This is a genomic window from Brevibacillus fortis, assembly GCF_046196545.1.
GTDB lineage: Bacteria > Bacillota > Bacilli > Brevibacillales > Brevibacillaceae > Brevibacillus > Brevibacillus fortis_A.
This window is the reverse complement of record NZ_CP176370.1, coordinates 5,267,501-5,291,574: the sequence shown is the minus strand read 5'-3', so window position 1 is coordinate 5,291,574 and position 24,074 is coordinate 5,267,501. Positions and strand designations below refer to the sequence as shown.

The window sequence follows — 24,074 nt, the reverse complement described above, 5'->3', positions numbered from 1 at the left end:
TATTCGTGTACAAGAAGTGATTGTAGATAACTGCAAGAGATACATGCTAGTGGATAGCAAAGGGATACCGATTATTTCTGTCGTGAAGTATTTAAAACACCTAGATACTACAGGGAAAAGTCGCAATACATTGAAGACATACTGTTATTCATTAAAACAATATTTCCTCTTCTTGCAGGAGAAAAAGAAGGATTACATAGACATTCGATTGGAGGACTTGGTTGAGTTTGTAGGTTGGTTACGGAGCCCATATAAGAGTACCAAAGTGGCATCCATCACTCCTGTCAAAGCAGCGAAAACAGAGAGAACCGTGAACCTTACGGTCACTGCTGTAACAAACTTTTACGATTTTCTTTATCGAAACGAAGAGTTACCAAAAGATATGAATGAGAAGTTAATGAGACAGGTTTTTACGGGTGGTAATAGCCGTTATAAGAGTTTCCTCCATCACGTCAATAAGGATAATCCTTCTGTTCGAAATATACTGAAGATTAAAGAGCCTCGTAAGAAAGTAGAAACACTCTCAAAGGAACAAGTAAAGAATATTCTGGAATCCACTACGAATATTCGAGACAAGTTCTTGATTCAGCTATTGTTTGAGACAGGTTTACGAATCGGAGAAGTCCTCTCCCTTTTCATTGAGGATTTCAAATTTGACCATAGTAAAGGGCACCGCATTAGGTTAACCGATAGAGGGGAATTAGAGAACGGTGCAAAGCTGAAAACTGGAGAACGTGAAATATATGTATCTCAGTCTCTCATGGACTTATTTGACGATTACTTATACGAAGTGATTGATGATCTGGATATTCCGACCAACTTTGTGTTTGTAAAGTTACGTGGTAAGAACAAAGGTGAACCTATGTCGTACAGTGAAGTTAATGCCCTATTCAAGCAACTACGCTTGAAAACAGGTATTAATGTACGCCCTCACCTATTCCGTCACACCCATGCAACAATATTTTATCAAGAAACGAAAGACATCAAACAGGTACAAGAACGGTTGGGACATTCACAGATTCAAACAACCATAAAGCTATATGTTCATCCTTCGGACGAAGACATCCGTAAGGAATGGGAAAAAGCTCAAGGTGCATTTCAAATAAAAAAAACAACAGAATGGCGTGAATGAATGGGACAGTTGAAACTGGTAGATGTAGAACAACTTGGATTACATGAAAGGATGCAACATGAATTATCCTACTACCCAGTAAAGACCATAAAGGAAGATGGTTCTGTTGCGATTCACCAAGAGTTAAGTTCCTATTTTTTAGAGAACGACGTTTGGAGTATAAATTTTTTGGGTTCCATTCCACAATTCGAGGATACGGTAAACAACTATAAATACACTTCTAAAAATATACGTTTTCGTTTTTCCAGTCGTACAGTAAATTTAGAAGCAAAGTATCTAATATTTAATAAAATTTTCACCGATTCAATCACACTTAATACTGCTCTTATTAGTATCAATCATTGTCTAAAAAAAATGGCTGAGTTTATGGATAAGAAATATCCCACTCTCCATTCTTTACTGGATATTGATATAGATAAAACAGAGCGTGAGTGGATTTTCTGGTTGGAGGAACAAGGTGTTGCAACACAAGCAACAATAACACATATTACGTATGGACAATATAAGAATAAGAGCAGTATTGTGCTTTTCTTACGTAGATTTCACTCGGAACTATCGACCTTAACGGATACACGTGAAGAATGGGAGAAAGACCGTTGGGATGTAAGGATTTTGAATGAGAAATATGGAATTGATTATAATGTAACAAAGACTCATTACTTCATAGATTTTAGTAAGATTGAAAGTGCGAATATACGTCAAACGGTTAAAAAATATGTAAAACAAAGACTGTTGAGTAAAAATAATTTCTCTGTGGGTAGAGCACAAAAATATGTGTTGCCGTTAGAGGGATTCTTTTCTTTTATCTTCTCATTGGAACCTACATGGCATGATTTGAGTGGCCTTAAACGTTCCCACATATTGCAATATATTGAATGGTTAAACGAAAGAACCAAAAATTTTAAACGCAGAGATTCTCATCCTGAACATTTTGTTAGTGAATCGTTGAACATAGTTAATAAGTTTCTAGAAGATATTCAACGCTACGAATACACTATTGCTCCAGAAACCTCTGTAAGTAAGATAATTTTCCCAGAAGACAGTCCGAAACGAAAAAAAAAGTCTATTGACCAAATTGACTACATTTCAGATTTTGTATTGGAGCAACTCTTCGCACACGTCAATGATTTACACAAAGATGTAATTCCTGTCGTATGGGTTGCTTTTAAAACCGGCTTGCGGATCTCAGATGTATTAGGTTTAACCTGGGATTGTTTGGAACAGTTAAACGGAAAATATTCTATTGTCACTGACATTGAAAAAACTTATGTAAAAGGGCACCGCATACCGATTGATGACGAGTTAGCAAATATACTAGCCGTATTAATCAAGCAGGCTAAAGAAAATAGCAATATAGATAACAACCCCGAAGGCTATGTCTTTATACGTTATCGTGGTTCTCGAAAAGGAAAACCTTTTTCTCAGCTATTGGTTCAAGTTGCACTTAATAAGTTAGCTCACGACAAGAATATTGTGGATGAGAACGGCCAACTGTTTCATTTTAAATCGCATCAATTTCGTCATACCTATGCGGTAAAGATGTTGAACGGTGGAGCAGATATTTTGACGGTACAGGAACTGTTGGCTCACGCTTCTCCTGAGATGACCCTGCGATATGCAAGGCTTCTTGACGAAACTAAGCGAAAGACATTTGAAGCAGTCATTAACCAAGGCGTATTTAGCTTTGATTTGAATGGTGAAGTGCAAGAAGTTAAACCAGATCAAGATATCCCAGAGGACATACTACAAGCTCTGTGGAGAGACCACAAACTAAATGCGATGGATAACCCTTACGGGACCTGTCACGCAAGGTTAAAAGGCAACTGTCCACATATGGAGGCTCCGCCCTGCTTGACTTGTGGTACTGGTGGTAGTCCATGTAGTGACCTAGCAATTGGTTTCTCGGAATTGGATGTGGAAAAATACGAGATGCACCTGAAAACGACTGAGAGGGCTATAGAGGTCTCTAAACAGTACGGGCGGGAAGATATGGCAGAAAAACAACAACGCAATTTAGAACGCTATCGTGGCATTCTGGATAGCATCCGAGATGGCAACATCATCTTCGGTAGACAGGAACGTGTAAAGAGAACGATAGGAGCTCAAAATGTCTAAATTTAACCGTAGCGAGCAGATAAAAGCTGTGCATAAAGCAAGGAAGGAAACCACCTTGAAAAAGGTAGATAAAGCTATTCAAAGGCTCTTACGAGCCTCTGAGAACATTAATTTTAATAGTGTAGCAAACGAAGCTGGGATAACTAAAGCGACTCTATACCGAAACCAGGAGCTGAGAGAGCGTATCGAGGGGTTGCGGACCCAACAATTTCAAGCACCCACATCAAAACAACTAAAACGCGAGCTAGACGAGAATAATAAAGATGCGATTATTGCATCCCTTCAACGCCGTATTAAGAAACTGGAGACTGAACTAAAACAAGCTCGCGAGCAGCAAAAAATATCTTACGGAGATTTATACAAAAGAATTTAAAAGGGGTACAGCCGAGATACGTGTAAAAATGGGTCATAACGTTCCAACAAATGGAAAAACTATTTTTGGCGTTTCAAAGTGCGGATTTTGTACGCTAAGCCTGAATGACAAAAAAAACACCAGTATCCTATACGCTATGGATACCGGCTTCGATTTTCTCTTGAATGAGTTTAGGTCAGCATTTCGCTTTTGATCAAAGAAGCTAAAGAGCATTTATTCTTCTTTAAGATCTTCAAGCAACCAGGTTAAAGCGTGTGGGTGATATTTCTTATTTTCTTTTATAAAGTGGGAATCAGCGGATGCATCAAGTAGGAATGTGTGTGAGTCTGCTTCAATGTCATCAATCTCTTTTGAATTAACGATTACATACATATCCGTATAACCAACAAACTCAACGTTTTTGTTTTCATATTCTTCTTCAAGGCCTTCTAAAGCATACTCAACTGCTTTCTCTACATCTTTATTATAGATGCTTGACAATGTGATTCTTTTATTGTCGACTTTAGCTCTTGATTGTAATTGTTTAACCTCAAGTTTATGTTTTTTGATATAAGATTTAACTTCATCAAAATCTAGGGGCTCCGCAAATGTAATAGTTGCGATAATTCCCTCTTTATTGCTCTTTTTAAGCGCATTATTTTTTTTCTTCGTTTTTAGTACATACTCTTCCAATCCATCGTCAGATTTCTCAATTTGTAGGTAATTCCCAATTATTTGCTGCTTTACTTCTTTATTTACTTTTTTTTCTTTATAAGAATTTATATCCATGCTACTCTCTTTTGCAGTAACTTGGTGGGTAATACCAAAAGCAAGAACAGTACAAATGCTTAAAGTTGTTGCTAATATTGTTCGCTTCATCAATTTCATACGAAAACATACCTCGCTTTTAATTAGTTTTTATACTAGATTTTTTTACTGATTATAATCATCACCGTATGTTACAGTTCCTTGGATCGCAGTAGACTGAGTACAATTGTTGTATTCCGTTAAGCCTTCGTTACTCATAGAAAACTGAGCCTGGATTTTTCCGCTATCTTGTGCATCTCCATCGCGGAAGTCATCCCAAAACGTTCTCATGGAATACCTTTCATCTACTTCTACTCTCCCGAGTACAGTAACCTCGGATTCATTATTGTCCCATGATCCGTTAGACACCGAGTCAATATCTGGTTTAAAGTTTGGTAGATCAGAAGTAATTGTATTTGCTCCAATTTCTAAATCTACGCCATCTCCGATTGCAGTAACATCAATCGTTAAATATGCATATACCTTCCCTGCATTTCCACATGCTTTTGTTCCCATGTTATAGCTATGTATGCTATCTACATTAGTAGAGTCAAGATCAAATCTAACAGTTGTATCCAAGAAATACGGATTACCAGAAGCACCATCATGTGCTCTTAAAGTCAAAGTTCCGCCCCTTGGAACGTATGAACCATTCGAATAATCACTGTAACTCCACTTATCATCATCAAGTGTAGTTGTACCAGCAGAAGCAGATTGAATACCGACTGAAGAAGCAAGGATTACACTTAAAATACTTAAAGAAAGCACATTTTTCCTCTTCACAAGAATCCCCCTAATACATTAGTATGGAATTATATTCCATTGGCTTGAATATACATAATATTGTGTAATTTTGTCAACAATTACATATACTTTCAGTTGTTCTTTGGATATAATGTAACAAATTTACAATAGGAGGTATCGGGTTATGCTTTTTTTAATAGCGACAGTTTTAGTAGTAGCAGTAGTTCTTATTATCATGAAGCGAATCAAAGCTAGAAACTATTACTCGATAGTAACACTTATGTTACTTTTTTCGTCAATAATTTCCAACATTTGCCTTGCTCAAAACTATACACAGAGTCTTATACCAACAGCAAATGACGGAATAGCAATCTCCAATTCGCTTGCTTATTGGATAATTGGAGAGAATGGTTGGTCTCAAGAGTTATTTAAAAATTACTTTGATTATTCAATTTTGGTTTCTCTACTGCTTTTACTGATATATGTCCTTTGTACCATTCAAGAAAAGAGAATCTCGAACAAGTAGTTAGCCGCACGTGTTAGGTTGACAAAAAGTGAACCTAGCCCAGCATGTGGAAGTATCCTTCATCAACAAGCACAAACCGCCAGTCAATACGGAATATGTAAACTCATTTCCGTTCGATAAGACGCATAGACAACTGACAAAATTTATCTGCTCCAGTCTGCCTTTACTGTACACAGCAAATATTGACCACCTGACCCAGACGACAGTGCCCTCCAAATGGAGGGCACTTTAGCTATTTGGGGTAGCGCCAACAATTTGGCGGATTTATACGGTAAGCATTAGCGGACACGTATTTGCCTGGTTCCTGACTGCCTTAGCGGACGAATTAAGCCAATTTCCGGCTACGTAATGACCGCTAATGATGTTTAGCGGACATTCTGCTTAGAGTAGGAAACACCTGCCTTTCATGCCTGAAAACGCCCTTAGCGTATATTTTCGTTAAAATGTTGGCGTGACCCCTTTTTAATACCAAAAGTACATTTCAGGTATTTGATTAGTTTTTCCATGAGTACAGCAATTTAAAAGCTTGGGAACGTAGTTTAAATAACAATTGGATATTGGAAAAAAATGTTATGCTGTGACCCATTTTTACACGTATCTCGGCTGTACCCGTAAAAGGGTTGGTACATAATACACATAGGTATTATGTACCAACCCTTTTGTTTACATTGTTTTATTCAATAATCTCTAGATAACATCAGCGCGTCTTTTTTTATGCTAAAAAAGTTACAATCGGACTCCCTAAGTCAGTGCTTAAAAACGATAGAAATGACTAAAAGCTGGAGAAAAATCTAGTGTTTTTTTCTGCTAAATCCTTACGGATTTCTGACTAAGCACTACACTACATTATGTATATACTACAATAGATACAACGACCAATAACCTTACATTTTCTCCTCGACGTGTTCGTCGGGGATTTTTTAGTTTTGGAGATCGGCGGACATTGCCAGATCTTATTATCAAGAACAGAGTCAAAAGAAAGGCAAACGTCACCTCCACACTGTATCGTTAATCTCACACGTCCACTCGGCGTGACTACTTACGCATACGCAAGACTTGACTATCACGAAGCAGAGATTTGGATAAACTGTAGGATGATAGGAACGCCTTGAAACGGGACATCACTCAGCATCAATACGCCCGGCTGGACTACATACGTATTTGAAGGCTGAAGAATACCATTGATAAAAAGATTGACAATCGAAACGGTGCTTGGATCGAGAATTCCGGAAGTACTAAACTGTAGCGAAGCATCGGCATTCGTATACACATTTTTTTGTCCATCCGAAAAAGCTGTGTATTGAGAAATCACGGTCGTCAGCAGTCCAGGTGTACAGGGGCACGGCGGGCAGGGTGGACAAGGTGGGCAGGTCTGGCAAGGTTGCCCGGGAAAGATATTAGGGCACCCGAGTGGCGGCATTACTGGGTAACAGGTGCTCAGATTATTGGATCGAGTCACTACTATTCTTTTACTGGTTTTTTGCTGCATGGTCTCCAGCCCTTTCTCATAGTAATGAAGATGTGAAAGAATCCGAGGCTACAACACGTTCTTGACATGTTATTTTTTTGATGGAATATTCCCCAGGCGTGTACCCTTTCCTGGGGAATTTCTTATTCACTTTCTAGTTGTCAGTTGATGACGAATTCTACGATCAATGGTGTTCCGCCGTTTTCGACATCACCGTCAGGAATCGTAATCGCTGTTGTTGTGACTGTGGAAGTATTCCCTGACTGTAGTACCCCATTAATGTAGAGATTGTAAAAAGCAAACGAACCAGGAAATGCTGTGGCAGCTGCGCCCGCGTCATTCACAAATGCTGTTGCCGCAATGGTAAATGTTGCTCCAGTTCCTGTTCCAGCCCCTAGTGTCGAAGTGAACCTGAGCGACGTCATAAATGGTTTGGTAATCGGCATTCAACCAACTCCTAATTGTAGTAATGTAAGGTAAATCCTTACATCGTTTATTGAATGCACACTGCTTCCTTCTCGAAACGTACAAACGCCTTTTAAGGAAACGATTTCCACGAAAAGGAACCGTCCCTGTTTTCGATGGACGGGTTTTATTGATTAATAATCGCTTAATGGTTACACAAGTGTATGTACGGTGATCCTTGAAGTCCCAAGCGACAATATTTACTGGTACATTATTACCTGGACCTCCTTTGTAGATAGCTGCTGGGGTATTAATGCTGATTCGTTTGAATAAGGAACCTATTGTTTGTTTACGAGTAATCGAATCAAGTGTGTACCAATCATCTATAAGGAAGCGCAATGCCTGGGCTAATTCTTCAACAGTCCAGGTTATTGTTGTTTCGTTTTCTAAGGATTGTAACTGCTGACTTAAATATTCTTCCCTTTCTTTATCGTGTGCCGTATGTTCTTTTAACTCTTCCCAAGTAGGCATAAGCTAATTGCCACTTCTTTTTTCGTTTGATTACGTTTTCAATTTCATGTTCGAGGGCTTGTCTCAAGGCTGTTTTGTCATTGGTTTCCCGATCTTCTGGTATCTCCAGAGAGCGCTGGCAGAATTATATCTGATCGAAATGAATGTTACCCGAGAAATGATACAAGATTAAGGCGTACTGTATTAGAAAATTGTTAAATGAATGGGGTAGCTAGCTGAAAGTAAACCATCTGAAAGTTGAATAGGAGAGGGGAGCACGCTCTTCAACGGAATCTGTGAAGGGTGTTTTTGTCTTTTAACTGCAAAAAACCGAAATTCATTGTCACGAAATCCCTCCAGCTGGATCAAATAAGTGATCTAAAATAGAAGGGAAGTCACGAAATGAAAAAACAAACGTTTTTAGCCGTTAGTATGATGACATTGCTGTTGTCAGCAGCAGTTCCATTTGCGAGCATGCCAGAACCAGCTTATGCAGACACTCAGGCGCAATCGGCCCCGGAACCAATGAAAAAACTCGCACAATTGGACAAAAATATCGTAGAGGCTGCCAAACAAGCCATGCAGAAGGAGGCGGGCAGTCTGCCGATCGAGTTGGATGAGATTACAGGGACGAACGCCGATTGCTGGATGATCTCAGCCAAAGACAACAGAGGCGAGGTTCTGGTTACCAAAAAAGAGGGAACGGTCGTATCTGTACGTGTTAACTTCAAGTTCAGCGAAGTGGCTACAGATTTGCAAAATACTGTCATGAGCACGTTGAAAAGCATGGATGGCACACAGGCTTTTACATTTGATAAGGTAGATCGAATCAGTTCGGATATGGAAAACAGTTGGGTGTTTCGGGGGGAGAATGTAACGGCATCCATCGACGCGACAACAGGGAAGCTCAGCGTTGTTTCGATAAAATATACAAGCCAAAAAATTAACCCCAAGGTGGTCGATACAGCGCAAAAGGCAATGAAGACACTATCAAACGGAAAAGCATCAGCATTGCTCCCTGAGGTCTCGCTCCAGAAGAATTCGGACTATCACCTGGATCAGGTGTGGAGCTTCATGGATCGTGACCGTACACATAGTGTCTTCATCGGGGCGAAAACAGGGAAAGTTGTTTCAGCCATCATGTACAATGAATTCAGAGATAGCAACTATGTTTCGGACGAAGATATTCCAAAAGTGTTTGCCAAACCGTTCTATACGAAAGAAAAAGCGATTGCTGCCGCTAATCCAATGGTGAAGAAAATCTTTAATATGGATTTGACAGGATACAATGTTTCAACGAAATACAACGAGTATACCTTTACGAAAAAGGGAAAACCGACCGTTACGGCATCGATCAATAAAAAAGGGGTTTTTTATGATTTTACCGTCACTCCGGAAAACGGCATGATCAACTAGACCGTTGATCCAACAGGAAGTATGCATAATTGTTCAAGCTCAATTTGTCTAGAGGCCGAAAAACGATATGCCAGAATGCATTGAAGAAATAGCTAACCCGTCTCTGTTTTAAGGAGACGGGTTTTCACATTTATTCTCCTATATCCGCGAATCTCTTAATTCGTACACCGATTTCATCACGAACTCGTTGAAACTCAGCCCATTCTTTTCCCGCAGGATCGTCAAATCCCCAATGGACACGTTTTACATGAGTAGGAGTGGTTGGACAAACGGAATCTGCATGGCTGCATAGTGTCACGATTAGATCGGCCTTGTTTAAAATATCAGGGTCAATGACATCTGATGTCTGATCGGAAATGTCTATGCCAACTTCTTTCATCGCTCGAACGGCATTTGGATTCACACCATGGGCTTCAATCCCAGCAGAAAAAACATTCCAGGCGTCACCCAAGTATTTCTTTCCCCAGGCTTCCGCCATTTGGCTTCGGCAAGAATTTCCTGTACATAAAAAGTAGATTGTTTTTTTGTTTTCCATGATGTACACACCTTTCAGCTTCCATTAGGATATGTGCTGGCAAAATACTTGCGCTTGAACCATAAAGCTACATTAACCAATGCAATCATCACTGGTACTTCAACAAGAGGACCGATGACGGCTGCAAAAGCGGCACCTGAATGAATCCCAAACACTCCGACTGCCACAGCGATAGCTAATTCAAAGTTATTACTGCCCGCTGTGAAAGCAAGTGTCGTAGTAACAGGATAATTTGCGCCAATCTTTTTCCCCATATAGAAAGAGATAAAGAACATTAGAATGAAATAGATGAGAAGTGGAATGGCGATGCGAACAACATCAAGTGGAACGCTTACGATGTTTTCTCCTTGTGTTGAGAACATGACAATAATGGTAAAGAGTAAAGCAATCAAAGTCATAGGGCTAATTTTGGGGATGAATACTTTCTCATACCAATGTCTACCTTTCACTTTTACAAAAGTAAAGCGTGTCAGCATCCCTGCAAGAAAAGGAATACCCAGGTAAATAAACACCGATTTTGCCACTTCTGTCATCGTAATGCTAATGACTGCACCCTGAATCCCAAGCCATTCCGGAATTACGGTGACAAAGACATAGGCATATACTGAAAAGAAAAGCATCTGAAATACAGAATTGAAAGCCACAAGCCCGGCAGCATATTCTGTGTCGCCTTTTGCGAGGTCATTCCAAACAATCACCATGGCAATACAACGTGCCAATCCAATCATTATCAGCCCCACCATATATTCTGGTTTATCTGGCAAGAAAATGATGGCTAACAAAAACATCAAAACCGGGCCTATAACCCAGTTTTGAATAAGGGATAGCACAAGAACCTTAAGGTCTTTAAATACACGTCCCATTTCTTCATATCGAACTTTAGCTAAAGGGGGGTACATCATCAGGATTAAGCCTATAGCAAGCGGAATGGATGTTGTACCAATTTGTAAGCTATTTAGTCCATTTGTGAAAGTAGGAAAGAAAGTCCCGATTATAATCCCTGCTGCCATAGCAAGGAAGATCCAAAGGGTCAAGAAGCGATCTAAAAATGATAATTGTTTCATTGGGCCTCCCACTTTGCCTTAGCAGCAAGAATTGGTTGCTTCTGTTTTTGAATCTTCGCAGCAGGATGTGGATTCAATTTTATGAACGTCACTGTCAGACTTTGTGTAGAAAAATTCCCACTCATTACCGTCTGGATCAGTAACCCAAAATTTATCCTGCACGGCATAACAACATGTCGTATCCATCTCGTCACGAGCGAAGAAGCCTTCTTTTTCTAGTCTTTCCTTATGAGTAAGGATTTCATTTGCACTTTCAACTTGGAACCCGAAGTGGTTAACTTGATTTCCGCTTACAGTGTCCCGGACATTCAATGTAAAGTTTAGTCCTGGGGTTTCAAGCAAGAACTTAGCATAATCAGGTTTTACCTTTACAGGATTAACCCCAAAAACTTTTTGATAGAACTCAATAGATTTCTCCAAATTGGTAACGTTAACGCCAACATGTACATACTTCATTTCAGAATCCTCCTTAATTTTAAAAACTATTAATCAAAAAAAATTGATGTAAGGTCTAAAAAAATTAGCAGCAGCTACCTTTGCCTGTTTTTCTAAAAATACAACAAAGCTCTTCCGATAATAGGTGATTCACTTCATCATCATTCAAATCGTAATAACTCCAGGTACCTTTTGTCTCTTTGATAATCAGGTTGGCATCCAATAATATCTTGAGATGATACGATAATTTAGATTGAGGCATGTCAAAAATCTCGGTAAGGTCACATACGCATGTTTTACCTCTTTGGCAAAGCTCATACATAATTTCAAGTCGCTTCTGATCGGAGAGAGCTTTGAATTTCTTCTCATATTGCTCCAATTTGTGCTTGATGTCGTTCATCGATTACAACCTCGTTCATCAATTTTTTTTGATGATTTTATTATTTGCACGATTACCAAGAAGATGCAATGGTTAAATCAAATTTTTTTGATGTAATAAGTTTTTCGGTAGAGACGGGTTTGTTTAATAATTGTTTTAGCTTGGGATTGATTGGATGAAAAGAGATGAGGCACCTTCCTGTTTTTAAGGATGTGCCTCATCGTGTTATTTGGTATATTCCATGACTTCAAAGATTGAATCTTGCTGAATGCTACATAATCTTTTCGTGAAGTAAATGGTCCCTTGTTAAAATCCTTATCGAACATATATGTTTCTTTGCCACGTCCATCTGCACGGCCATTATACCAGTCAATGAATTCTTGTACTTCAGATGCTGATAGCTCAAATTCTTTCTCAAGTCCACTGATCATTTTAATTACAAGAAGTGCGTTGTCCCCAGTTGGATTTGGTTCTGGTTCCGGCTCCGGCTCAGGATTGGGTGTGGAATTGATTTTCTCCATCATTTCCATTTCGCCAATAGTCACAAACTTTCGAGAACCGTTGTTTGCGGTAATATTAATGCGGTATTTGTTAAACGAAGTCTGGTTCGAGAAAGTAAATTCTTTTATTTGACCCATTGCCCAATCGGTTACATCAGCTTGAGTATTAAGAACTACCCAATTTGTTCCATCCCAGCCTTCAAACGTCCATGTTTTCGGTTGCTCCTTAACACCATCAATATTATTCTTTCGCGGTTTAAGTGTATATTTTTCGATTTTTACAGGATTATTGAATTCATAGGCTACCCAGCCTGTTAAAGCACCTTCAGCGCTACACCAACCGTACATTCCATCGGAATCATCGAAAGCATGAAAAGGTTGATGATTCTTCACACTCCAAATACTACTAGCAGTTACAGTTCCACTAGGTGCAGTATTGCTTGTCATAGTAGGGATCAAATCCCCAGAATACTGATCTTCTTCTGCAAGCACAATACCCTGACCAGAAAATAAAACAGAAAACATTAGTGCAAAGCTTAGAAACTGTTTGGTGATTTTTTTTGTGAAAACTATGATAGCCCTCCTTTAATTTCTAAAAATGGATAATATAACATAGAAATTAATTACATTTTCGATGATTTGAGCAAAACAGTAAAAGGAATAAATTCAAATCAAAGGAACAGTAAGTGGAATTGTTCATATAAAGTTCAAAAAATAGCAAACCCGTCCCTGTTTTGAGGAGACGGGTTTGCTTGGTGAATAACCGAATAATGGTTACATAAGAGTATGTTCGGTGATCTTTGGAAAGAGCAGAGATTTGCTTGGGATTGATAGGGGAAAAGAGGCGGTGATTATCCGCCTCTTAATTCTTTTTAAAGGACTTAATTTCGTAAGTTATTCGTCGTGCTGGTCTACCAACGGCTTCACGGATAATGATCGTCGGTGGGATTCGGGCGATTGTAGGAGCATGAGCAAGTCCAGTCGCTCAAGAAGGTTTTTGAGTTAATTTTAACTGTATTCTAAAAGGCGAATATCTCCTTTGGAGCAATTCGGGTAGGGAGTTTTGTCGTTATGCGTTCTTTTTAAAAAGACCCAGGTGCTTTTTTCGGAGTGTGTGCAGAAAGTGAGAGAAATCACTTTTTCATGGTCAACGTTATTTTAACGGCGCGATTCTCCGGTCCGTCAAGGAATGAACCATTGCAAATATACACACACAGTTCTATAGCTGTAAAGGCTTCAACTATTCAATATGCTCAGCCTCTGGGTAATAGTGCTTAATAATATCCATAGCTGTATTCTCTTTACTAGTGTGGATAAATCTCGCATATATTTCTGTTCCGTCAGTGAGCTCGTCATCGTTGAGCTCAAAAGTGTGCAAAATTCTCACAAACTGAACCATAATTGAAACACCATATGTGTTCATGTATTCATCTTCAGAGTTTTTGGAATAAACTTCCGCTTTTTCATTAGCCTGACCCTCATTTAACGCTTTCACAAGTATAATACGTTCCTCAAAAAGCTTCAAATTGTAATCGGTATCGGCTACATCAGACTTATCAGGGAGCGGATCTCCAGAATGAACAGATTCAAATAATACCTTTACCGCATACCATCTTGTTTGGGCTTCTGTTGATTTGGTATCCATAAAAATCCTCCCTATAGTGAATTAATCTTTTTTGAACCTATTGTCATTTAGCAATTTTTTCGCTGTTCTTGCCTTTCTCTCCCCATTTTTGGCGTCTTTTTCAATTTCATTAAGAGTTTTATCGAGATATTCACTAGGGAATTCTCTTCTGATTGACCCCTTTCTGTTTTTTGAAATATATTCATCAGCGGTTTCAGCATTGAGCCAAGAATCTACACAATCATAGAGCCAATCACCTGCATAGTAAAGAGCGGTTCCTATTAATACAGCACCTGTTACTACCAAGGCAACTTGCCTAATACCCGGAACGAAATAAACCGCTACAGCTGGTGACTTTTGGGGATTGTCAACAGAGCTCACGAGCGTTTTATCTTTCGCTTGAATCTCTTTAAGGATTTTTTCAAATTTTTTAATCGTTTCGGGATCTTTTATGGCTTTTGGATGATTTGGGTCAAAAAACTCTTTTGGAATTATAATTTGAGTTGGTGTATTTTCGTTGACTTGGACACTAACTGATGAATCAGTCTTAGCAGATGCATAAGCACCCCCGGAGTAAACAGCCAAAATACTAGTTGCAATTACAGCGGATAAAATCTTTTTCATTACACCAAACCTCCACACCATATTTATTAGCACCTAGGTAATGTTTTACCTAATAAATTCGTTATATACTAAATAATGGTAAATTACAGAGATTTGATGGAAAGTACACGAAAGTGACAAAAATTCTTAGGTCCCGATAAATACACTGAAATGCTTACGTGAATTCAGTTGGCCTGCACACTATAACGTTTAACCTGCAGGTGTCATCGAGCTTGGAGTGCCACTCATCACTGGCGAGGATCGCGACGATGTTTACATTCATCCATAGATAAAATCCTAAGTCAAATTTCGAAATTGGACAAAGAGCGGCATACTGTGTTTGTCGACGTATTCTTTCAGCATAAACTAGCGTCTTAAAAAGTGCGAGGCACCTTCCTGTTTTACAGGATGTGCCTCATCGTGTTATTTGGTATATTCCATGACTTCAAAGGATTGAATCTTGCTGAATGCTACATAGTCTTTTCGTGAAGTAAATGGTCCCATATTGAAGTCTTTTTCAAACATGTAGATCTCCTTGCCGTTCCCGTCAGCACGGTTGTTATACCAATGGATAAAGTCTTCAATCTCAGCAGCAGTTAGCTCAAACTCTTTTTCAAGACCACTGATCATTTTAATAACAAGCAATGCGTCATTACCGGTTGGAGTTGGCTCCGGTTCAGGTTCGGGATCTGGATTTGGAGTGTCCGGAGAAATTACCGTTCCAGTTGCATCTATGTCGATTGAATCTATCCAAAAATTCGGTTCCTTAACAGTAATCTCAACGCTATGGCGTGAATTCGTTAGTGACTCATTTACATATGTCACCCCATAAGCTGTTTTACCGTTTGCATTAATGTCTCCAATGTCTACACCATCAATTTTTAAGTGATAGACTCCGGAATAAAGATAGGATCGAATATTCAACTTTGTCCCCGTAAAATCAAACTTTATCTTTTCTCCGACAGTCTTGCTCCCCATTGAGTTACTGCTTGTCTTTCCAGTGTATGTAGGGGCTGTTGTGTCCACAAACCAGGAAGATCCTTGATATTGAATGTTTGGATCTGGTTTGTTGAATTCATAGCGCTGCCATCCGTCTTCAACTGCTAGCAATACATCTCCATATTGTGCAGCATAAGTAGTTAGTGGCAATAGTAAACTTAAAATTGCCGAAATACCCAAACCCTTGATAAATGAAGTAATTTTCATAAGTTCACTTTCCCTTTCTATAAAAACATAAATCTTCTATAAATCACGTGAAAACTATATCATTAATGTTAAATGTTAACAAAACAAATGCTGGAAACCGTCTTTCTAAGACCTATTCCTACATTGAAGGATTTCAAAGATTAGCTTATAAATCTAGAGTTGGACAAATAGTGTCGTGTTTCGGTCACCAGTATTCGTTGATTTTTTCTCGTTACCTAATAAACAACAAACCCGCCCTATTTTGAGGAGGCGGGTTAGCTTGGGATTGATCGTACAAGTAGAGAGGCGGGAAACCGCCTCTTCATTTATTTTATTGGTTTCACGTTCATGCGTAACAGCAGTATCATGATTAGGGGCATTTGCATAGTATGCACCACGTGCATTTTTTAGCCTTTATTGCTGTTTTAAGTGAAGCATTTCGATCAGGGAATGGCTGCTGCCTGTATTCCGATAAGACCCAAGAATACAATCGGGAAGTAATAAAAGAGATTAAGGAAAAGTCCGAAAAGGAATTCCGAATTAGCCGTCGAGTATACTATGTCATTTCTTACAGCTACCAACCATCTGCTATGGGACAGTTATCGGTCGAAGCACGAGAGCAGCGGATCCTACAGGAACTGTATATGCGAGCAGCTACCGTGGTTCGAATGCTAAAGAGGGCAAAAATTGAAGCGGAAATTTTAGACTCACTGCGGGCAATGGAAGTTATTAAACGCGCGCTAAATAGAGATAGAATTGTGGCTGTACCAATTGAATCCCTAGTTGAGGAAGGAAAAGAGAAGTTTAGTCCGTTCATCACCGCGGATGTCACAACACTTCCGGGGTGGGAAGATTTGGTTTATAAAGAGTTAATGGAGGAGTGCTCAGATGATGGCCTTCCTGAGCAAATTCAAGAAAACGAAGCATCCTAAAACCGATAATACGCTTGTTTGTTGCACGACAACTGTAGTTATAGCACTGAACCTCGGCACTAACAAATATGAGCCTTTCACTTACGCCAGCCGATTTATTAACCCACCCCTATTATCATTCGGGAAACATTATACAACTTAGCGATTTGCCAATAAATGATTCTAGCGAAATGTGGATGATCCGAGATGAAACGGCGCGTCTCAAAAAAGGGTCAGGTATTTAACATAACAATCGATTTGTTAAGTGAGGTGACATTGATGAAAAAAATATGCCCTTCTTGCGGTGATGAGTACAAAGATTCCTATGGGTTTGACGAGTGCGAAGGTTGCCGGGGAGAAGCGGAACCAGAAGAGTGATTTAACAAAACATTACTTGTGATAATTAAACCTAAATTCTTGAGTAAACCAAGTATCGTATTTTTTGATCACTTTATACGTGGCTTCACATTCATTCCGAACATGTTGTTACAAGCCCACAAGCTGATGCCGATTGCATTTCGACGTCAGCTCGCGGACTAGATGCATGCCATGTGCGCTTTGTTTTAGCCAACTTTCCTGATCACTTTCGAATTTCCACCTGAACTGACAATGATCCATCCTTCAGGAACAGGCGAGGCTTGCAGTACCTCAATCTGTGTTCCGTTTGGAGCACCATTGGCATTTCTGATCACATTCGATCCTCCATAGGTTCGAACCATGACCCATCCGATTGGAATAGGCGAGGCGAGCATCACCTCTATCTCCGTACCATAAGAAGCACCGTTCACATTCTTGATTACATTCGACCCTCTAAAGGCTCGAACCATGACCCATCCGATTGGGATAGGCGAAGCTAGCAACACCTCTACCTCCGTGCCATAAGAAGCACCGTTCATATTCTTGATCAGGTTCTGCGTTCCTAAAGTTCTAACGATAACCCATCCGGCTGGAATAGGTGAGGTAAGCGACACCCAGATTTCTTCACCATACGTGGCGTTTCTGATTTTTTTATTGGAAGCGTAGGTGGTTGCCTTTTCCTGTGTAGGGAGCGCTGCCCCTTGGACTTGTGTGGCTAGAGAGGGTACTACGACGACTGAACTTAATGACAGGATAATAAGTGCTTTTTTAAACATGAGCATCAACCTTTCATGATAAAAGTTGTTTGGAAACTATCATCGAGTAGAGGTCAATTGTTGCAGTATTTCTTGCAAAAAAAGAGGCACCTATCATCTCCTTCCTTAAATACGAACATATACCACCTTATCACGAAATCGATCCTCGTAACTTTAGGATAAATTGTCGAATAGCAGTTAAAATTTACAATATTTTGAATAACTGAAGAAGGTGCATATGGAGACAGTTGTGAGATTTTGCCAGATGAGAGCATTAAAAAAAGCACCCAATTTCTCCGAGATATGTATGAAAGGCTCCAATGCTCCGCTTCCATTCGCGGTAATTAGATTCTCGTCACGGACAGATTGAGCATCTACATAATGTTGATCTCCTCTGTAATTTGGGGCTCCTTGCTTCTCTGCATTCGGTTACTGCATTGGAAAAAACGGGCTGCACGCCTCCTGGATGGTAAGGAATGGAACCAGTTTCCCGGAGCAATTTAACACAAGAGAAAAAGGGTGAAATACACAGTGAAATTAAAAGGAGGCCTTCAGTAGAAAGCCTCTATCAAATAAGAAAGGGAATTTATGGAGTGATGACTGACACAGTTCCACGAACTTTCCCGGCTCCATTGTTCTTAACTCTAATATAATATTGGCCTATTGGTAACACTTTAGTACTTTGAAAACTAAATGAACCTGTCCCAGGAAACAGAAAATGTCCAAAGTTTGGGTTATAATCAGTTCCGTCTTGTCTATATATCGCGTACTCTACTAATGGATTATCAACATTTATTCCACTTTGAGTCACCTTAACAGTAAGAACAGCAGGAGAATTAATATAAATATCTGCAGAGTCAGAATATCCTCTAGTTCCTTGCTCAAAACTTAATACTTGTGTTTCAGTCGCAGCAGGTGCTGCTTCTTTGGTCGAAGACTGTTGGGAGCCGGCAGCAAATGTTTCTGATGGTAGAAAAACGGAAGCAGAAAGTAGTGTAACTAAAGCAACTTTACCAAACCATTTCAACTCTATCATCTCCTAATTTTTGGATTTGACTAAATGTTATCAATAAACCCAATTATTTACAATATTTTTTGTTGCGAGATACCTTGTCACACAAAGGAACTGACTGAACCATTCCACTTTTTGAGTGATTTAACACAATTATTTCAGGAGTGAAGAGGTGGGGACAATGATACCTGCTGGAATCCAAGATGACGGACAACACAAAAAAGGCCGTTGGAAAAAGAACGGCCACTAGGAGGAAGCCATTGATAGTATAGATCGTCAGATCTCAGTTATTACACGGTGAACAAAGCAAAGGCATCGAAGCTCACCCTTACACAACAATTTTAAAATCATTCCCAATTATGAGTGATGTAATGGCATGCACCCTAATTGGGGCAATAGGTGATGTAGACAGGTTTTCAAACTACTTGGAATATAAAAAGTACCTTGGAGTAGCTGCTGAAAACAAAACATCAGGAACTTCTGTTGCTAAAACAAGGCAGACGTATGAAGGAGTAAGGGATACAAGAAGAATACTGTTTTTAATGGTTTTGGTTCTAATCTCACCAAATACTAAACCTAATTTGTTTAAAATTTATTATGATCGCCTTGTAAATGGCAGAGGAATGAGCAAGCGGAAAGCAATTGGACATGTATGTGGAAAGATAGCTCAAGTAATGTTTTCCTGCTTAAAAAACAACTGTTTGTACTATCCATTTGTTCATGCCAAACAATTAGGGGTTTCCTGGGGTGAAACAGCAGTTAACGTAATTAAGTTACCGGATAATATAGATGAACTTGAAAACGATGCTGAAGAAATGTCTGAGGAAATAGATTCCTGGCCTAAAATTATCGAACTAACGTGAATAATGTAACAATTAATGCAAGATGTTTATCTATGGCAAATAGCCAAGCAAAAGGAGTGTGTCTCTTGTCAATCAGAGCTGTTCTCTTTGATTTGGATGGAACATTGTTAGATCGTGACTCATCACTATTATTATTTGTTAGGGATCAGTTTAATCGATATAAGGAGTTACAGGTTGTAGAGAAAGAAAATTTTGTCCAACGCTTTATCGAACTTGATAATCATGGTTATGTATGGAAGGACAAAGTGTATCAACAGCTTATCGATGAGTTCTCCATTCAAAACGTAGACTGGGCTTCGCTTCTCAATGACTATATAAGTAATTTTCAAAAGCATTGTGTATCTTTTCCTAACCTGTTGAGTATGCTTACTCAGTTAAAGCAACATGACATAAAATTAGCGTTGGTCTCAAACGGCTTCGGTCAATTCCAGTTTGACAATTTCAAGGCTTTACACATAGAGCATTTATTCGATGAGGTATTGATATCAGAATGGGAAGGGCTACGAAAACCTGACCCAGAAATTTTTAATCGAGCTTTAAATAAACTTGGTGTACCAGCAGAAAACGCTCTTTTTGTGGGCGATCATCCTAGCAATGACATTCAAGCCAGCCGTGATGTTGGAATTAAGGCGGTTTGGAAACGAAATCAACACTTTGAATCTGTTGTAGAGGCTGATGCTGTAATCGACGATCTAGGGGAATTAACTTATATTGTACTGCCCAACGCTGACCAAATTAACCTAAAGGAGATAAAAAGTTAAATAAACACAATAGATAGCCACAATAATCTTATTTTATTAAGGGGGAAAAAATGGATAACTTATTAAAACAAATCAAAAATTGGATCAGAATGACTGATGATCGGATTGTTGTTGGTGTTTCAGGACATGGAGCTGCTGGAAAAACAACGTTTACCAATAGGTTCGTAAACCTACTAAATCAAAATGAAGTGAATTACATTAATACAGATCCGTATATTGTTAGCTCGAACATACGAAAGTATACAATTATCGACTATACATATCAAAACGAAAATCACCATTATAAAATGACTGCTTGTCATCCATCAGCACATCATTTGCCTTCTTTAGAAAGAGATGTTCAGATGGTTAGAGACGGTTTAGATTTACATACGATAGATACTCATTATATGAAAAGCGAGTTAATCTCTTCGAAAAACAAATTAACGATTGTAGAAGGAATGAGTGTTGCATTTATTAATCCGGATTTATTTGATATATACAGATGGTGAAACGGAACTAAAGAGAAGATTGAGCCGTGATATTGGTGAAAGGGGAACCGATATCAACTATTTAAGGCAGTCACATGAAGAACGTCGGATTCAGTACGAAGTATTTATGCATCCGTACAGTCAACAGTTTGATATTATTATCAAAGCTTCTGATGAAGGATTATTTCTAGAAAAAAATGCATTTGAATTTAAATCATTCAGCTAACATGGATACTTAAACAAGCACAACAGATAGCTGCAAAAATCTGTTGTTTTTATTAATTTTTCCGTATCCCCTACACGTGCTTAAAAATATACATATGATGACATGTTATCTAATTTACTAGAATATAAAAAGGTAAAAATTCAAAGTCCTACAGGCTTAAGCACTACACTACATTGTAGACTAAGAAAATAATGCTTTAGACTAACTCGAGTCATACGCTAACGGGCAGTTTTGCTTAATTTCTAAGTCCCAATAGTGGAATAAACATTTAGGGACTTTCCGAAGAAATCACTTTAGGGTGACTTATTATTGGTTAAAACCAAAAAGGCATTTGTTCTATAACGAAGAATAATATTATCGAATGTTCCCTGCCACACGAATAATGCTGAAGGAGAGGATCGGATGGAAAAGTTGATCGAGGAGTACAGCCAAGGCTATGCGCTGTTGCGAGAAGCCGTCGAAGGATTGTCTGAGGAAGAGCTGCGTTTCCAACCTGCACCGGACAAATGGAGCATCCATCAGATTGTGATCCATGTGACAGATAGCGAAATCCTGTCGACACATCGGATGAGAAAAGTCTTGGCTGAGGAAGAACCACTTCTGCTATCATTTGATCAGGAAGCCTGGGTGGATAACCTGGGATATGAACGTTTGGACCGCGAGCAGCATCTGCTCCTGTTCCAAATGCTGCGGGCCAGCATGCAGCCGCTTCTGGAAAATCTGACTCCCGAGCAGCTTGATCGGGTCGGGGAATATCCCGATGGAGCGCGGTACACGTTCAAAGAGCTGCTGGAATCGCGCGTCCAGCATGTCCGTGACCACCTTGCCCAGATCGAGCGGGTAAGGCAGGCATATCGGGAGGATAGGGTATAGTACTATATGGTAGTTGTGATTAAACTAACGGGTTCAAGAGCTTAATACATATGAAAAACGGCTGCCTTCGTAAATGGCTGTCGTTTTATCAACTAAAGGGCAGTTTAGTGTAATTTTGTTGGTTTTTGATATGCTTATTTCAAATGCAATATATGAGGGTGGAAATGAAATGAACAATCAAAATGTAAACAACAAAATTGTAATTTGTGATTTTGTAGGGACATATGTAAATGCTTTGACACGAGGCAAGAATTATGAAGTATTAGTTGAAGATGATGAAAAACAACAGATAAAAATTGTAGGCGATAATCACCGAGCAAGGTGGTTTAGAAAAAGTCATTTCTTACCTGCCGGAAGTAATGTAACCATAATGCTTTCATGGAAATTTGATGACGAAATAATCGACCCCAGTGAAGAATCATTAGAACATATTGAGGTTACAGTAACATTTAGCAATGGCGAAAAGAGATGGTGTTCAATTTGTACGAAAAATGGACTGTGGGACTACATCGAGCGAAACATGCTTGGTAATGTTTTTTTGATTGAGAATGAAATAATAGTAAGAAATTTCTCAAATGAAGTAGTAGATGATGCCCTAAGAAGTTTAGACCAACAGAATCAGTTATTAAGTTCAACCAGGCCGTTACGCTAACGGGGTCGATAGTTCAATGAGGCAGTCTACAATGTAGTGTAGTGCTTAAGCCTTTAGGACTTTGAATTTTTACCTTTTTATATCCTGGTAAATTAGATAACATGTCATCATTTTTGTATTTTTAAGCACGTGTAGGGTATACGGAAAAATTAATAAACACAACAGATTTTTGCAACTATCCGTTGTGCTTGTTTAAGTATCGATCCATGTTAGCTGAATAATTTAAATTCAAATGTATTTTTTTCTAGACATAATCCTTCATCAGAAGTTTTGATAATAATATCAAACCGTTGACTATACGGATGCATAAACACTTCGTACTGAATCCGACGTTCTTCATGTGACTGCCTTAAATAGTTGATATCGGTTCCCCTTTCACCAATATCACGGCTCAATCTTCTCTTTAATTCCGTTTCACCATCTGTATAAAAGTAAATTTTCAAATCAAATAAATCTGGATTAATAAATGCAACACTCATTCCTTCTACAATCGTTAATTTGTTTTTCGAAGAGATTAACTTGCTTTTCATATAATGAGTATCTATCGTATATAAATCTAAACCGTCTCTAACCATCTGAACATCTCTTTCTAAAGAAGGTAAATGATGTGCTGATGGATGACAAGCAGTCATTTTATAATGGTGATTTTCGTTTTGATATGTATAATCGATAATTGTATGCTTTCGTATGTTCGAACTAACAATATACGGATCTGTATTAATGTAATTCACTTCATTTTGATTTAGTAGGCTTACGAGCCTATTTGTAAACGTTGTTTTGCCAGCAGCTCCATGTCCTGAAACACCAACAACAATCTGATCATCAGTCAATCTGATCCAATTTATGATTTTTTGTAATAACTTATCCATCTTTTCCCCCTTATTAAATATTGTTTAACGAATGGTTAAAATGGCCTTAAGCTATTTTTGACTTTGATGCAGAATCGAATTTTCATAGGAGCTCAATGATTATTAGATTACGAATCTAATTCCTCGGACATTTCCGCAGCATCGCTTTCAAGCTCATCAATATTACCCGGTATCCTGATTAAGCTAGCTACTGTCCCTCCCCAGGAAACCCCTAATTGTTTGGCATGAAGGTACGGATCGTACATAGAGTTGTTTTTTAAGCAAGAATACATAACTTGAGCTATCTTTCCACATACATGTCCAATTGCTTTGCGTTTGCTCATTCCTCTGCCATTTACAAGGCGATCGTAATAATTTTTAAATAAGTTAGGCTTAGTATTTGGTGAGATTAGAACTAAAACCATTAAAAACAGTATTCTTCTTGTATCTCTTACGCCTTCATAGGTCTGCCTTGTTTTAGCAACGGAAGTTCCTGAGGTTTTGTTTTCAGCAGCCACACCAAGGTACTTTTTGAATTCCAAGTAG

The 24,074-nt window shown here is 38.9% G+C and carries 25 protein-coding genes and 2 pseudogenes (1 of these 27 cut by a window edge); 10 read left to right on the top strand and 17 right to left on the bottom strand.

What is annotated here, in order from left to right; translation table 11 throughout:
• The first annotated feature begins 1 nt into the window (after position 1).
• From ACKKE8_RS25570 to ACKKE8_RS25560, 3 genes are read left to right on the top strand one after another with little or no spacing between them, the layout of a single operon-like run.
• On the top strand, positions 2-1,132 hold the full coding sequence (locus ACKKE8_RS25570; protein WP_409179199.1) for a tyrosine-type recombinase/integrase: 1,131 nt from the start codon (positions 2-4) through the stop codon (positions 1,130-1,132).
• Entirely contained in the window at positions 1,133-3,247 is a 2,115-nt protein-coding gene (locus ACKKE8_RS25565; protein WP_409175492.1) for a tyrosine-type recombinase/integrase, read from the top strand.
• Complete coding sequence (locus tag ACKKE8_RS25560) at positions 3,240-3,620, top strand: DUF6262 family protein (RefSeq protein WP_409175491.1); 381 nt, start codon at positions 3,240-3,242, stop codon at positions 3,618-3,620. The genes ACKKE8_RS25565 and ACKKE8_RS25560 overlap by 8 nt, the downstream gene beginning before the upstream one ends.
• A gap of 213 nt (positions 3,621-3,833) precedes the next feature.
• Here the strand turns inward: ACKKE8_RS25560 and ACKKE8_RS25555 are convergent, their stop codons facing one another.
• The 4 genes from ACKKE8_RS25555 to ACKKE8_RS25540 all read right to left on the bottom strand — a co-directional run bounded on the left by ACKKE8_RS25555 (position 3,834) and on the right by ACKKE8_RS25540 (position 7,590).
• Complete coding sequence (locus tag ACKKE8_RS25555; RefSeq protein WP_409175490.1) at positions 3,834-4,487, bottom strand: hypothetical protein; 654 nt, start codon at positions 4,485-4,487, stop codon at positions 3,834-3,836.
• A gap of 45 nt (positions 4,488-4,532) precedes the next feature.
• The gene (locus ACKKE8_RS25550; RefSeq protein WP_409175489.1) at positions 4,533-5,189 is read right to left on the bottom strand and encodes a hypothetical protein; all 657 of its coding nucleotides are present in this window, start codon (positions 5,187-5,189) and stop codon (positions 4,533-4,535) included.
• Between the two features lie 1,550 nt (positions 5,190-6,739).
• A complete protein-coding gene (locus ACKKE8_RS25545; RefSeq protein ID WP_409175488.1) occupies positions 6,740-6,988 on the bottom strand; it encodes a DUF4183 domain-containing protein in 249 nt (82 codons plus the stop codon).
• 317 nt (positions 6,989-7,305) lie between these two features.
• A complete protein-coding gene (locus ACKKE8_RS25540) occupies positions 7,306-7,590 on the bottom strand; it encodes a DUF4183 domain-containing protein (protein ID WP_409175487.1) in 285 nt (94 codons plus the stop codon).
• A gap of 871 nt (positions 7,591-8,461) precedes the next feature.
• On the opposite strand from ACKKE8_RS25540, the gene ACKKE8_RS25535 reads away from it, so the two are divergent.
• Entirely contained in the window at positions 8,462-9,475 is a 1,014-nt protein-coding gene (locus tag ACKKE8_RS25535; protein ID WP_409175486.1) for a hypothetical protein, read from the top strand.
• Positions 9,476-9,605: 130 nt separating this feature from the next.
• On the opposite strand, the gene arsC is transcribed toward ACKKE8_RS25535, so the two are convergent.
• From arsC to ACKKE8_RS25495, 8 genes are all read right to left on the bottom strand, one after another.
• Positions 9,606-10,010: an arsenate reductase (thioredoxin) gene (gene arsC / locus ACKKE8_RS25530; RefSeq protein WP_409175485.1), complete on the bottom strand. Its 405-nt coding sequence runs from the start codon at positions 10,008-10,010 to the stop codon at positions 9,606-9,608.
• A gap of 14 nt (positions 10,011-10,024) precedes the next feature.
• Complete coding sequence (gene arsB / locus ACKKE8_RS25525; RefSeq protein WP_409175484.1) at positions 10,025-11,074, bottom strand: ACR3 family arsenite efflux transporter; 1,050 nt, start codon at positions 11,072-11,074, stop codon at positions 10,025-10,027.
• 18 nt (positions 11,075-11,092) lie between these two features.
• Positions 11,093-11,530, bottom strand: coding sequence for an ArsI/CadI family heavy metal resistance metalloenzyme (locus tag ACKKE8_RS25520; RefSeq protein ID WP_409175483.1), 438 nt, complete (start codon positions 11,528-11,530; stop codon positions 11,093-11,095).
• A gap of 64 nt (positions 11,531-11,594) precedes the next feature.
• A complete protein-coding gene (gene arsR / locus ACKKE8_RS25515; protein WP_409175482.1) occupies positions 11,595-11,909 on the bottom strand; it encodes an arsenical resistance operon transcriptional regulator ArsR in 315 nt (104 codons plus the stop codon).
• A 77-nt stretch (positions 11,910-11,986) separates the two neighbouring features.
• Positions 11,987-12,913: a discoidin domain-containing protein gene (locus ACKKE8_RS25510; RefSeq protein WP_409175481.1), complete on the bottom strand. Its 927-nt coding sequence runs from the start codon at positions 12,911-12,913 to the stop codon at positions 11,987-11,989.
• 715 nt (positions 12,914-13,628) lie between these two features.
• Positions 13,629-14,033: a DUF4288 domain-containing protein gene (locus ACKKE8_RS25505; protein ID WP_409175480.1), complete on the bottom strand. Its 405-nt coding sequence runs from the start codon at positions 14,031-14,033 to the stop codon at positions 13,629-13,631.
• Between the two features lie 21 nt (positions 14,034-14,054).
• Positions 14,055-14,636: a hypothetical protein gene (locus tag ACKKE8_RS25500; RefSeq protein WP_409175479.1), complete on the bottom strand. Its 582-nt coding sequence runs from the start codon at positions 14,634-14,636 to the stop codon at positions 14,055-14,057.
• A gap of 402 nt (positions 14,637-15,038) precedes the next feature.
• The gene (locus tag ACKKE8_RS25495; RefSeq protein WP_409175478.1) at positions 15,039-15,821 is read right to left on the bottom strand and encodes a hypothetical protein; all 783 of its coding nucleotides are present in this window, start codon (positions 15,819-15,821) and stop codon (positions 15,039-15,041) included.
• Between the two features lie 368 nt (positions 15,822-16,189).
• Between ACKKE8_RS25495 and ACKKE8_RS25490 the strand changes: the two genes are divergently transcribed.
• Positions 16,190-16,732: a hypothetical protein gene (locus ACKKE8_RS25490; protein ID WP_409175477.1), complete on the top strand. Its 543-nt coding sequence runs from the start codon at positions 16,190-16,192 to the stop codon at positions 16,730-16,732.
• Positions 16,733-17,274: 542 nt separating this feature from the next.
• On the opposite strand, the gene ACKKE8_RS25485 is transcribed toward ACKKE8_RS25490, so the two are convergent.
• The 3 genes and pseudogenes from ACKKE8_RS25485 to ACKKE8_RS25475 all read right to left on the bottom strand — a co-directional run bounded on the left by ACKKE8_RS25485 (position 17,275) and on the right by ACKKE8_RS25475 (position 18,850).
• Positions 17,275-17,844 carry a hypothetical protein gene (locus tag ACKKE8_RS25485; RefSeq protein ID WP_409175476.1) on the bottom strand — a complete coding sequence of 190 codons (570 nt, stop codon included), beginning with the start codon at positions 17,842-17,844 and terminating at the stop codon, positions 17,275-17,277.
• Positions 17,845-18,021: 177 nt separating this feature from the next.
• A pseudogene (locus tag ACKKE8_RS25480) lies at positions 18,022-18,240 on the bottom strand (hypothetical protein); the annotation flags it as partial.
• A gap of 169 nt (positions 18,241-18,409) precedes the next feature.
• Entirely contained in the window at positions 18,410-18,850 is a 441-nt protein-coding gene (locus tag ACKKE8_RS25475; RefSeq protein ID WP_409175475.1) for a hypothetical protein, read from the bottom strand.
• Between the two features lie 356 nt (positions 18,851-19,206).
• Between ACKKE8_RS25475 and ACKKE8_RS25470 the strand changes: the two genes are divergently transcribed.
• The 5 genes and pseudogenes from ACKKE8_RS25470 (at position 19,207) to ACKKE8_RS25450 (ending at position 22,680) form a co-directional block, all read left to right on the top strand.
• A complete protein-coding gene (locus ACKKE8_RS25470; protein ID WP_409175474.1) occupies positions 19,207-19,698 on the top strand; it encodes a transposase in 492 nt (163 codons plus the stop codon).
• A gap of 65 nt (positions 19,699-19,763) precedes the next feature.
• Positions 19,764-20,459: an HAD family hydrolase gene (locus ACKKE8_RS25465; protein ID WP_409175473.1), complete on the top strand. Its 696-nt coding sequence runs from the start codon at positions 19,764-19,766 to the stop codon at positions 20,457-20,459.
• 50 nt (positions 20,460-20,509) lie between these two features.
• Positions 20,510-21,155 (top strand): annotated as a pseudogene (locus ACKKE8_RS25460) (uridine kinase).
• A 402-nt stretch (positions 21,156-21,557) separates the two neighbouring features.
• Positions 21,558-22,028: a DinB family protein gene (locus tag ACKKE8_RS25455; RefSeq protein ID WP_409175472.1), complete on the top strand. Its 471-nt coding sequence runs from the start codon at positions 21,558-21,560 to the stop codon at positions 22,026-22,028.
• Between the two features lie 169 nt (positions 22,029-22,197).
• Entirely contained in the window at positions 22,198-22,680 is a 483-nt protein-coding gene (locus ACKKE8_RS25450; protein ID WP_409175471.1) for a hypothetical protein, read from the top strand.
• Positions 22,681-22,889: 209 nt separating this feature from the next.
• On the opposite strand, the gene ACKKE8_RS25445 is transcribed toward ACKKE8_RS25450, so the two are convergent.
• Together ACKKE8_RS25445 and ACKKE8_RS25440 are read right to left on the bottom strand one after the other, a co-directional pair.
• Positions 22,890-23,549, bottom strand: coding sequence for a uridine kinase (locus ACKKE8_RS25445; protein ID WP_409175470.1), 660 nt, complete (start codon positions 23,547-23,549; stop codon positions 22,890-22,892).
• Between the two features lie 107 nt (positions 23,550-23,656).
• Positions 23,657-24,074, bottom strand: partial view of an IS110 family transposase gene (locus ACKKE8_RS25440; RefSeq protein ID WP_409175469.1) — the 3' end only. 1,031 nt of this gene lie beyond the right edge of the window; 418 of the gene's 1,449 nt are visible here — the last part of the coding sequence; its start codon lies off the right edge, out of view; it ends in the stop codon at positions 23,657-23,659.

Coding starts and splice junctions, on each gene's coding strand:
- ACKKE8_RS25510 (WP_409175481.1), bottom strand. CDS start 12,913: ATGTTTTCTGTTTTATTTTCTGGTCAGGGTATTGTGCTTGCAGAAGAA.
- ACKKE8_RS25555 (WP_409175490.1), bottom strand. CDS start 4,487: ATGAAATTGATGAAGCGAACAATATTAGCAACAACTTTAAGCATTTGT.
- ACKKE8_RS25535 (WP_409175486.1), top strand. CDS start 8,462: ATGAAAAAACAAACGTTTTTAGCCGTTAGTATGATGACATTGCTGTTG.
- ACKKE8_RS25500 (WP_409175479.1), bottom strand. CDS start 14,636: ATGAAAAAGATTTTATCCGCTGTAATTGCAACTAGTATTTTGGCTGTT.
- ACKKE8_RS25455 (WP_409175472.1), top strand. CDS start 21,558: ATGGAAAAGTTGATCGAGGAGTACAGCCAAGGCTATGCGCTGTTGCGA.
- ACKKE8_RS25470 (WP_409175474.1), top strand. CDS start 19,207: ATGGCATGCACCCTAATTGGGGCAATAGGTGATGTAGACAGGTTTTCA.
- ACKKE8_RS25505 (WP_409175480.1), bottom strand. CDS start 14,033: ATGGATACCAAATCAACAGAAGCCCAAACAAGATGGTATGCGGTAAAG.
- ACKKE8_RS25445 (WP_409175470.1), bottom strand. CDS start 23,549: ATGGATAAGTTATTACAAAAAATCATAAATTGGATCAGATTGACTGAT.
- ACKKE8_RS25560 (WP_409175491.1), top strand. CDS start 3,240: ATGTCTAAATTTAACCGTAGCGAGCAGATAAAAGCTGTGCATAAAGCA.
- ACKKE8_RS25520 (WP_409175483.1), bottom strand. CDS start 11,530: ATGAAGTATGTACATGTTGGCGTTAACGTTACCAATTTGGAGAAATCT.
- arsR (WP_409175482.1), bottom strand. CDS start 11,909: ATGAACGACATCAAGCACAAATTGGAGCAATATGAGAAGAAATTCAAA.
- ACKKE8_RS25490 (WP_409175477.1), top strand. CDS start 16,190: ATGCACCACGTGCATTTTTTAGCCTTTATTGCTGTTTTAAGTGAAGCA.
- arsC (WP_409175485.1), bottom strand. CDS start 10,010: ATGGAAAACAAAAAAACAATCTACTTTTTATGTACAGGAAATTCTTGC.
- ACKKE8_RS25540 (WP_409175487.1), bottom strand. CDS start 7,590: ATGCCGATTACCAAACCATTTATGACGTCGCTCAGGTTCACTTCGACA.
- ACKKE8_RS25450 (WP_409175471.1), top strand. CDS start 22,198: ATGAACAATCAAAATGTAAACAACAAAATTGTAATTTGTGATTTTGTA.
- ACKKE8_RS25565 (WP_409175492.1), top strand. CDS start 1,133: ATGGGACAGTTGAAACTGGTAGATGTAGAACAACTTGGATTACATGAA.
- ACKKE8_RS25495 (WP_409175478.1), bottom strand. CDS start 15,821: ATGAAAATTACTTCATTTATCAAGGGTTTGGGTATTTCGGCAATTTTA.
- ACKKE8_RS25485 (WP_409175476.1), bottom strand. CDS start 17,844: ATGTTTAAAAAAGCACTTATTATCCTGTCATTAAGTTCAGTCGTCGTA.
- arsB (WP_409175484.1), bottom strand. CDS start 11,074: ATGAAACAATTATCATTTTTAGATCGCTTCTTGACCCTTTGGATCTTC.